We start from the raw sequence: 8,955 nt of genomic DNA, 5'->3' as shown, positions 1-8,955 counted from the left end.
GACGGACACCCCCCGGCGCGGCCCCGACCCACCCACCGGCCGGCAGCGCTACAGCAAGCCCCCCGAACCCGCGCGGGCCGCCGCAGGCACCCACCCCCACCACCCGAGTGTCACCCCACGCCACACCCACCCCCACCACCCGAGTGTCACCCCACGCCACACCCACCCCACACAGCCAGGTTTGTCTGATTAGCGCGTATCGTCACCCCATGCCCACGCCCTACGGATCCCGCGGCGGCATGGCGTTCGGCGCGGCGGAGCTGCGTGTGCTCCGCCGCGCTCTCGCCCTCGCCCTCCACCCCGGCCGGCCCTCGGCCGAGGACGTCCAGGACTGTCACCGCCTGGCCGAGTCGCTCGACGAGGCGATGCGCGAGGGCGCCCGCCTGCGGGCCTTCCTCCTGGCCGACCTGGCCCGCTATCGTGCCGCCCTCCCCGGCACCGCGGCCGGCTACCTCACGCTCCTGGAGGAGGTGCTGCGCGCCGGTCACCACCCCCACCCCGACGACCTGGCCGCCCTGCGCGCCCTCCGCGGCAACCCCACTGCCGCCGCCCTCCTCACCCACTGCCAGGCGCTCGCCGAACGCGACCTCCGCACCCGCCTCACCCGCGGCACCTCGGCCGCCGCCACCACCCCCCTCGTCCCGGCGTCCCGATCGCACCTGGTCGCCCTCCAGGGCGAGCGGCCCGACACGACCGAGGACCAGCCCGCGAAACCGCCCCAGAAGCCGGAGAGAACCCCGACAGAAAAGCCCGCACACCCTTCCCCGGCCCCCACCCCCAGCCCCACCCGCCGCCCCGTCCCCACTCCGGGCGAGGTCTTCCCCCGCCGCAAACCCTCCCAGCCCTCCCAGCCCTCCCAGCCCTCCCAGGCCTCCCAGCCCTCCCAGGCCTCCCAGCCCTCCCAGGCCTCCCGGCCCTCCCCGCGCCCCCCACAGCACCTCGCGGCAGTCTGAAGCCCTACCCTGGACCCATGGACTACGTCTCCGCGCTGCTCCCCCCGGCCGTCATGGCCGCGTTCTTCATCGGCGTGATCCGGGTGATCGTGAAGACCCAGGGCGGCGCCAACAAGGCCAAGGAGGACGCGGCCGTCGACGCCGCCCTTGCTCGCGCGGAGGGGCCGCGACACCCCTCCACGCCAGGCTCGGACGCCTGACGGCACGGACGGCAGCCCCAGCGGCGTATGACTCCCCTCTGCGAGTCGTACGCCCTTCTTGTCCCTGTTTATCCAAAAAGTGCCAGTCCGGCACGCGGTAGCCAGGATCTCCCACTATTGTGCTGAGCTGTGCCTCGCCCCTTGGGAGAACTCGAAGACGCGGTCATGACGCGGGTGTGGAAGTGGAACCGCCCGGTGACCGTTCGGGAAGTCCTGGAAGACCTCCAGCGGGAACGGTCCATCGCCTACACCACGGTGATGACCGTCCTGGACAATCTCCATCAGAAGGGCTGGGTGCGCCGCGAGGCGGAAGGCCGGGCCTATCGATATGAGGCGGTCTCCACCCGCGCCGCCTACGCCGCGGCCCTGATGAACGACGCCTGGTCGCAGAGCGACAACGCCGCGGCCGCGCTGGTCGCCTTCTTCGGCATGATGAGCGAGGAACAGCGCCAGGCCCTGCGGGACGCGGTACGCATCGTGGGCGTCCCGGAAACCCGCGAACACACCCCCGAAGCGCCCCCCCGCGCCCGGCCCGTCAAGAGCGTCGAACGCGCCGAAGGCGCGAATGCCCGCCCCGATACCCCTCCCCAGAACCCCACGCACAACTCCACCGGCACCCCTCCCGAGAACCCCACACGCACCCCTCCCGAGAACCCCACAAGCAACCCCCCCGAGAACCCCCCCGAGAACCCCCCAGGCAACCCCACCGCCACCCCCCTGGGCACCCCTACCGAGAACCCCGGCTCCGCCCCGGAGTCCCCCGGGCGATAGCGTCCGCTCATGTCCGCGCAGACCCCCTCCGCCGAGAACCCCGAAGTCACCGCTAAAGCCCTCACCGTCCGCCGGGCCCGGACCAGCGATGTCCCCGCCGTCCGCCGGCTCCTCGACGCCTACGTCCGCGGCGGCATCCTGCTCGACAAAGCGACGGTGACGCTTTACGAGGACATCCAGGAGTTCTGGGTCGCGGAACGGGACGACAACGCCGAGGTGGTCGGCTGCGGCGCACTGCACGTGATGTGGGAAGACCTGGCGGAAGTCCGCACCCTGGCCGTGAAGCCCGGCCTCAAGGGCGCCGGCGTCGGCCACCAGCTGCTGGAGAAGCTGTTGCAGACCGCGCGCTGGCTGGGTGTTCGCCGGGTTTTCTGCCTGACCTTCGAAGTGGAGTTCTTCGGTCGGCACGGCTTCGTGGAGATCGGGGAGACGCCGGTCGACACCGATGTCTACGCCGAGCTGCTGCGTTCCTATGACGAGGGCGTCGCGGAGTTCCTCGGCCTCGAACGAGTGAAACCGAACACCTTGGGCAACAGCCGGATGCTTCTGCATCTGTGATCACCGAGGGTTTGCCATGAGTATGCCAGAGGGATGTCGCCGAGGTATGCCGGGAAGCCGGGCGCGGGGACATGCCCGCTGGTATGTCGGCCGGTATGCCCGCGCCTAAGCCCTCGGCTATCCCCTCACCTATGGCCGGGCCTCACCTATGGCCGGTCCCGCCTATGGCCGGACCCCACCTATGACCGGGCTATGCCCGCGGCTATGACGTGCCCGAAGTATTCGCCTCCGCCCCGCTGCCCTCGTTCCCTATGTCCGAAACGCACATGTTTCTGGGCCTGGGCCGCCGGTCGGTCTCTCCCGGGGGTTTGTGTTTTTCCAGCAAAAGCGGTTTGCTTTCCGACGTACTGCAGTACTGCATATAACAGGGGGCGGCGAAACGGGCGGACGCCGTAGACCCCGGCCCTCAACGTTATCGATGAAAGGAAATCCGGTGGCACAGAAGGTTCAGGTCCTTCTTGTCGACGACCTCGACGGCGGCGAGGCGGACGAGACGGTGACGTTCGCGCTGGACGGTAAGACGTACGAGATCGATCTCACGACAACCAATGCGGACAAGTTGCGCAGCCTTCTCGACCCGTATGTGAAGGGCGGCCGGCGTACCGGTGGCCGTGCTTCCGGTGGGCGTGGAAAGGTGCGCGCCGTGTCCGGCGGCAGCCAGGACACCGCTGCGATCCGCGCCTGGGCGAAGGAGAACGGTTACGAGGTCAACGACCGTGGCCGTGTTCCCGCGTCCATCCGCGAGGCTTACGAGAAGGCCAACGGCTGAACGCAGGCGCGTCGCAGCCGGATCCGGTGGCAGTACGCGGCCACCGTGTCCACCAGCCGTACGAGATCGGGGGCGCCCCCACCGCCCCCCATGGCCGACAGTGTCGGCAGCGAGGCCTCGACCTCGCACCCCGGCTCGGGGGGCCGCAGCCATACGGCGGCCCCCCGAGGAAAGCGGCCGCCGACAGGGGCCGCGCCCGCACCGGCCCGGCCGGCCACGGCGCCGCCCGGCGGCACGGGAGCCGGCATCCGGCCGCCCCCACGCCCGGCCCCGCCCCCGGCCCCTCCGTCGCCCTCCCCGCCGACGACCCGCAGATCCAGCCGCAGGCCCCCCCACTCCAGCCAGTCCAGCACCCCCGGCAGCTCCTCCGCGCTCCCCGGCGCCACCAGCAGCCGCATCCGGTCACCCTGGACGGCCACCGGAGACGCCGGAGCCAGGTGCCGCAGGCCGGCCAGGCCCGCTTCGGCCGGTACGTCCAGGACATCGAAGCGGGAGCCCACCGACAGGTGGAGCGGGGTGCCCGGCAGAGTGGGCCAGCCCAGTTCGTGCTCGTACCACCACCGGATGTCCTCGCCCGGATCGCGGGGGCGCCGGGGGAGCGGAACCGCGGGCATCGCGCCAACCATGCCAAGCGCAACCGCCCAAACAGCGTTCGAGTTACGCTGGGTGGTGACACTGACGCACAGAGTGGCGGAAGTGGGGGTGTGTGGGGGAGTGGGAGGGCGCAAGGTTGTTCGCCCGTAGCGGAGGGAACGGGGGCGCGCGGCATGGACTGTCCGTGCGTGCGGGTAAGACATCCCTAGTGGGAGGGGGCGACACGCAGGCAAGGCCGTCTCACGTTCGCCATCGGCGTACTGATGGCGAGGGTAACTGCCTGGCCTGCGGGAACATCGTCTCGCACCATCGGGTTGGAGCAGATGTCGGCGTTCGGGGTCAGGAGGCCATCGACGGTGTCGGCAGTTGGAATGAGCGGTCCCCGCTTGCGGGACTAAGCTGCGGAAGGACAGGGAGGGGAAGTTCCCCCCACTGCCTGACCGCTCTGAGGAGCGATTAACGATGTTCGAGAGGTTCACCGACCGCGCGCGGCGGGTTGTCGTCCTGGCTCAGGAAGAAGCCCGGATGCTCAACCACAACTACATCGGCACCGAGCACATCCTCCTGGGCCTGATCCACGAGGGTGAGGGTGTCGCCGCCAAGGCCCTTGAGAGCCTCGGGATTTCGCTCGAGGCGGTCCGCCAGCAGGTGGAGGAGATCATCGGCCAGGGCCAGCAGGCCCCGTCCGGGCACATCCCCTTCACCCCCCGTGCCAAGAAGGTCCTGGAGCTGTCGCTCCGCGAGGCCCTTCAGCTGGGCCACAACTACATCGGCACGGAGCACATCCTGCTCGGCCTGATCCGCGAGGGCGAGGGCGTCGCCGCCCAGGTCCTGGTCAAGCTGGGCGCTGATCTCAACCGCGTGCGGCAGCAGGTGATCCAGCTGCTCTCCGGTTACCAGGGCAAGGAGACCGCCACCGCCGGCGGTCCTGCCGAGGGCACCCCCTCCACGTCCCTGGTCCTCGACCAGTTCGGCCGGAACCTCACCCAGGCCGCTCGTGAGTCCAAGCTCGACCCGGTCATCGGGCGCGAGAAGGAGATCGAGCGGGTCATGCAGGTGCTGTCCCGCCGTACCAAGAACAACCCGGTCCTGATCGGTGAGCCCGGCGTCGGCAAGACCGCCGTCGTGGAGGGCCTCGCCCAGGCCATCGTCAAGGGCGAGGTGCCCGAGACCCTCAAGGACAAGCACCTCTACACCCTGGACCTCGGCGCCCTGGTCGCCGGCTCCCGCTACCGCGGTGACTTCGAGGAGCGCCTGAAGAAGGTGCTCAAGGAGATCCGCACCCGCGGCGACATCATCCTGTTCATCGACGAGCTGCACACGCTGGTCGGGGCGGGTGCCGCCGAGGGCGCCATCGACGCGGCGTCGATCCTGAAGCCGATGCTGGCCCGCGGTGAGCTCCAGACCATCGGTGCGACCACGCTGGACGAGTACCGCAAGCACCTGGAGAAGGACGCGGCCCTGGAGCGCCGCTTCCAGCCCATCCAGGTCGCGGAGCCGTCCCTGCCGCACACGATCGAGATCCTCAAGGGCCTGCGCGACCGGTACGAGGCGCACCACCGCGTCTCCATCACCGACGAGGCGCTGGTCCAGGCCGCCACGCTGGCCGACCGGTACATCTCGGACCGCTTCCTGCCGGACAAGGCGATCGACCTGATCGACGAGGCCGGTTCCCGGATGCGCATCCGCCGGATGACCGCGCCGCCGGACCTGCGCGAGTTCGACGAGAAGATCGCCGCCGTGCGCCGGGACAAGGAGTCCGCGATCGACTCGCAGGACTTCGAGAAGGCCGCCTCCCTGCGCGACAAGGAGAAGCAGCTCCTGGCCGCCAAGGCCAAGCGGGAGAAGGAGTGGAAGGCCGGCGACATGGACGTCGTCGCCGAGGTCGACGGCGAGCTGATCGCCGAGGTCCTCGCCACGGCCACCGGCATCCCGGTCTTCAAGCTGACCGAGGAGGAGTCCAGCCGCCTGCTCCGCATGGAGGAGGAGCTGCACAAGCGGGTCATCGGCCAGGACGACGCCGTCAAGGCGCTGTCGAAGGCGATCCGCCGTACGCGCGCCGGTCTGAAGGACCCGAAGCGCCCGGGTGGCTCGTTCATCTTCGCCGGTCCGTCCGGTGTCGGTAAGACCGAGCTGTCCAAGGCGCTCGCGGAGTTCCTCTTCGGCGACGAGGACGCGCTGATCTCCCTCGACATGTCGGAGTTCAGCGAGAAGCACACGGTCTCGCGGCTCTTCGGTTCGCCCCCCGGCTACGTGGGCTACGAAGAGGGCGGCCAGCTGACGGAGAAGGTGCGCCGCAAGCCGTTCTCGGTGGTCCTGTTCGACGAGGTCGAGAAGGCCCACCCGGACATCTTCAACTCGCTGCTGCAGATCCTGGAGGACGGTCGCCTGACCGACTCCCAGGGCCGGGTCGTGGACTTCAAGAACACGGTCATCATCATGACGACCAACCTCGGCACCCGGGACATCTCCAAGGGCTTCAACCTCGGCTTCGCCGCCGCGGGTGACACGAAGACCAACTACGAGCGCATGAAGAACAAGGTCTCGGACGAGCTGAAGCAGCACTTCCGGCCCGAGTTCCTCAACCGCGTCGACGACGTGGTGGTCTTCCCGCAGCTGACCCAGGCCGACATCCTGCGGATCGTCGACCTGATGGTCGGCAAGGTGGACGAGCGCCTGAAGGACCGGGACATGGGCATCGAGCTCTCCCAGTCCGCCAAGGAGCTGCTGTCGCAGAAGGGTTACGACCCCGTGCTGGGCGCCCGGCCGCTGCGCCGGACCATCCAGCGCGAGATCGAGGACTCCCTGTCGGAGAAGATCCTCTTCGGCGAGCTGCGCCCCGGCCACATCGTGGTCGTGGACACCGAGGGCGAGGGTGAGGCCAAGACCTTCACCTTCCGCGGTGAGGAGAAGTCCGCGCTGCCGGACGTCCCGCCGATCGAGCAGGCGGCCGGCGGAGCGGGTCCGAACCTGAGCAAGGACGCGTAACGCCGCCAGCGTGGAGGGCCGGTGCCATCGAGGCACCGGCCCTTTCGCATGCCCGCCGGACGGGTCAGGACAACTGGCCGTCGTAGTCCGGCAGCTTGTACGTCTGCTCGGCGTGTCCGCCCGACAGGTCGGTGGCGCTGTTGCCGATGTTGGCGATGATCGTGTAGCCCCTGGACTCGATGTCCGCGCGCTGTGCCGTCTTGTAGGCGGCGACGTCCTTGAAGAGGTCGAGGAAGCCGCGGACGTAGAGGCCGTCGACCTCGTAGCCGGCCTGCTCCAGGTTCCACTCGGTGGGCGCGTGGACGATGCCCGGGCGGGCGGTGACGAAGAAGACGTCGACGCCGTGCTCGTGGGCGTACTCGGCGACCTCCAGGACGGGCTGGTTGGCCGGCTGGGGGAAGCTGAAGCCGAAGTCGGTCTCCAGCGCGGTGTTGTCGATGTCGAAGACGATCGCCTGCTTCTCGCCGGGCGACGTCCGGTCGACCCGCTGCTCGAGGTACGGCAGCGCCTGGTCCATCACGGCCCGGCAGTCCCGCTGCCAGGTGGCGTAGTCGACGTCCGCCGCGGCGGCGGCCGTGGTGGCCGTGGTGGCCGGGGCGGTGGTGGTGGCGGCCTCGGCGGGGGCGGCGATGGCCACGAGGGCGGCCGCGGCGGAGGCGGCGGCGGCGGTGCGGCCCGCCCAGGGGTGTCGTCTCGTCATCCGGGGGGTTCCCTTCACGTCCGTACGGGGTGCGTACGGCGACCGACATGTCGTGTGCATGTTCGTGCGCGAGGATGGCGCGGGAGGAACCGTAGGGTTACTGAACGGTAGGTGCACGGGACGCTGCGCCGAGCCGGGCCACGGAGGCCGCCAACTGCCGCGGAAACGAGGCGTGTTCACCGGGTTCGAGCATGGGTCGCCGTCATCCGCGCCACGTCCGCCCACCAATGGTCCGCCGTGCCGCGCACCAGCGGCCCCAAGGTCCTTCGTTGACCGCCGCCTTCACGCTCAGGCGGAGCGGCCCGCGCCGGGCACGGGGTCCGCGCTGGTGACGTACGTCGCACGGAGCCGTCGGCGGACGGGTCCACCCGGCCTTTCCCGCACCCCTGTTGGCCGTGGGCGGCGGCGTAGCGCCGGTCACATTCCGGGCTGGTTGGATCTCGGCCGTCGGTGACATGCCGCACAGGCGATTTGTCCGTTACTAGCCGGAGTAGTGGTAAGGGCGATCACGGCAAAACGGACTTTTACCTCGGTAATCATGCGTCGCATGCGCGGACTTGGGCGGATTTATCCCAGATGAGTGCTCTGTCAATAGTACCGTGATTATGACAGGAAATACTAATTTCCGTCGTAGATCACACGTTTTGGGGCTGATGGGTCCGACAGGTACCAAGGGATGGCCCGCCCGGCAGATGCCTTTCGTGCCGGACGGTTCTCCTGTCTCCGTCCCGTAAGGTTCCGCATGTTCACGCGTGTCACGTCCCGTTCTTCCCGTACGTCCCAGCTCCGCACCCGCGCGGCCGTGCTGGCCGCCGGCCTCGGCGCCTCGGTCGTGCTGGGGGCCGGGGTCGCGGCCGCCGCCAACACCCCTACGGCCGCCGCCGCGACCGGTGTCGCGCACGCCGTCGAGGCGCAGGCCGCGGCCCAGGCGAAGGCGGCCACCGCGGTCGCCGCCCAGCAGGCGAACGCCAAGTCGGCCGCCGCGAAGAAGGCCGCCTCCTGGGTCAGCCCGGTGCAGGGCTACCGGCTGAGCGCCAGCTACGCCCAGGCCGGCGGCATGTGGCAGTCCACCCACAGCGGGCAGGACTTCGCCGTGGCCGGCGGCACCAGGGTCGTGGCCGCCCACGGCGGTACCGTCGTCAAGGCCGGCGGCAACGGCGCCGGTGACGGTCCCGCGTACGGCAACGCCGTCGTCATCAAGCACGGCAACGGGACCTACTCGCAGTACGCCCACCTGTCCCGCGTCGACGTGCGGGCCGGCCAGGTCGTCGCCACCGGTCAGCGCATCGCCCTGTCCGGCAACACCGGCAACTCCAGCGGCCCGCACCTGCACTTCGAGATCCGCACCACCGCCAACTACGGCACCGCGATCGACCCGGTCGCCTTCCTGCGCACCAAGGGCGTCTCGCTCTGACCCCCCCG

At 69.9% G+C, this 8,955-nt stretch carries 9 protein-coding genes; 7 read left to right on the top strand and 2 right to left on the bottom strand.

Going from position 1 to position 8,955, the window contains the following annotated elements; genetic code table 11:
- Window positions 1-239 precede the first annotated feature (239 nt).
- The 5 genes from ACFF45_RS30755 to ACFF45_RS30735 all read left to right on the top strand — a co-directional run bounded on the left by ACFF45_RS30755 (window position 240) and on the right by ACFF45_RS30735 (window position 3,251).
- Window positions 240-953 (top strand): hypothetical protein, encoded by a 714-nt coding sequence (locus ACFF45_RS30755; RefSeq protein ID WP_381350048.1) that lies wholly within the window; start codon window positions 240-242, stop codon window positions 951-953.
- A 17-nt stretch (window positions 954-970) separates the two neighbouring features.
- Complete coding sequence (locus ACFF45_RS30750) at window positions 971-1,153, top strand: hypothetical protein (RefSeq protein ID WP_381350047.1); 183 nt, start codon at window positions 971-973, stop codon at window positions 1,151-1,153.
- A gap of 129 nt (window positions 1,154-1,282) precedes the next feature.
- A complete protein-coding gene (locus tag ACFF45_RS30745) occupies window positions 1,283-1,924 on the top strand; it encodes a BlaI/MecI/CopY family transcriptional regulator (RefSeq protein ID WP_381350045.1) in 642 nt (213 codons plus the stop codon).
- A gap of 9 nt (window positions 1,925-1,933) precedes the next feature.
- On the top strand, window positions 1,934-2,482 hold the full coding sequence (locus tag ACFF45_RS30740) for an amino-acid N-acetyltransferase (protein ID WP_381350044.1): 549 nt from the start codon (window positions 1,934-1,936) through the stop codon (window positions 2,480-2,482).
- Between the two features lie 433 nt (window positions 2,483-2,915).
- Window positions 2,916-3,251: a histone-like nucleoid-structuring protein Lsr2 gene (locus tag ACFF45_RS30735; protein ID WP_381350042.1), complete on the top strand. Its 336-nt coding sequence runs from the start codon at window positions 2,916-2,918 to the stop codon at window positions 3,249-3,251.
- Here the strand turns inward: ACFF45_RS30735 and ACFF45_RS30730 are convergent.
- Window positions 3,230-3,865, bottom strand: coding sequence for an SCO3374 family protein (locus tag ACFF45_RS30730; protein WP_381350040.1), 636 nt, complete (start codon window positions 3,863-3,865; stop codon window positions 3,230-3,232). The two genes, ACFF45_RS30735 and ACFF45_RS30730, sit on opposite strands and share 22 nt — an antisense overlap.
- 442 nt (window positions 3,866-4,307) lie before the next feature.
- Here ACFF45_RS30730 and ACFF45_RS30725 point away from each other — a divergent pair, with 442 nt between their 5' ends.
- A complete protein-coding gene (locus tag ACFF45_RS30725; protein ID WP_381350038.1) occupies window positions 4,308-6,833 on the top strand; it encodes an ATP-dependent Clp protease ATP-binding subunit in 2,526 nt (841 codons plus the stop codon).
- A 64-nt stretch (window positions 6,834-6,897) separates the two neighbouring features.
- On the opposite strand, the gene ACFF45_RS30720 is transcribed toward ACFF45_RS30725, so the two are convergent.
- Window positions 6,898-7,533 carry an HAD family acid phosphatase gene (locus ACFF45_RS30720; protein ID WP_381350037.1) on the bottom strand — a complete coding sequence of 212 codons (636 nt, stop codon included), beginning with the start codon at window positions 7,531-7,533 and terminating at the stop codon, window positions 6,898-6,900.
- Window positions 7,534-8,275: 742 nt separating this feature from the next.
- Between ACFF45_RS30720 and ACFF45_RS30715 the strand changes: the two genes are divergently transcribed.
- Window positions 8,276-8,947 carry a M23 family metallopeptidase gene (locus tag ACFF45_RS30715; protein WP_381350036.1) on the top strand — a complete coding sequence of 224 codons (672 nt, stop codon included), beginning with the start codon at window positions 8,276-8,278 and terminating at the stop codon, window positions 8,945-8,947.
- Window positions 8,948-8,955 lie beyond the last annotated feature (8 nt).

This window comes from Streptomyces cinereospinus, from assembly GCF_042430725.1.
Classification (GTDB): Bacteria; Actinomycetota; Actinomycetes; order Streptomycetales; family Streptomycetaceae; genus Streptomyces; species Streptomyces cinereospinus.
Note: the sequence above shows the minus strand (reverse complement) of the source record. Positions and strands in the feature narration are given on the sequence as shown.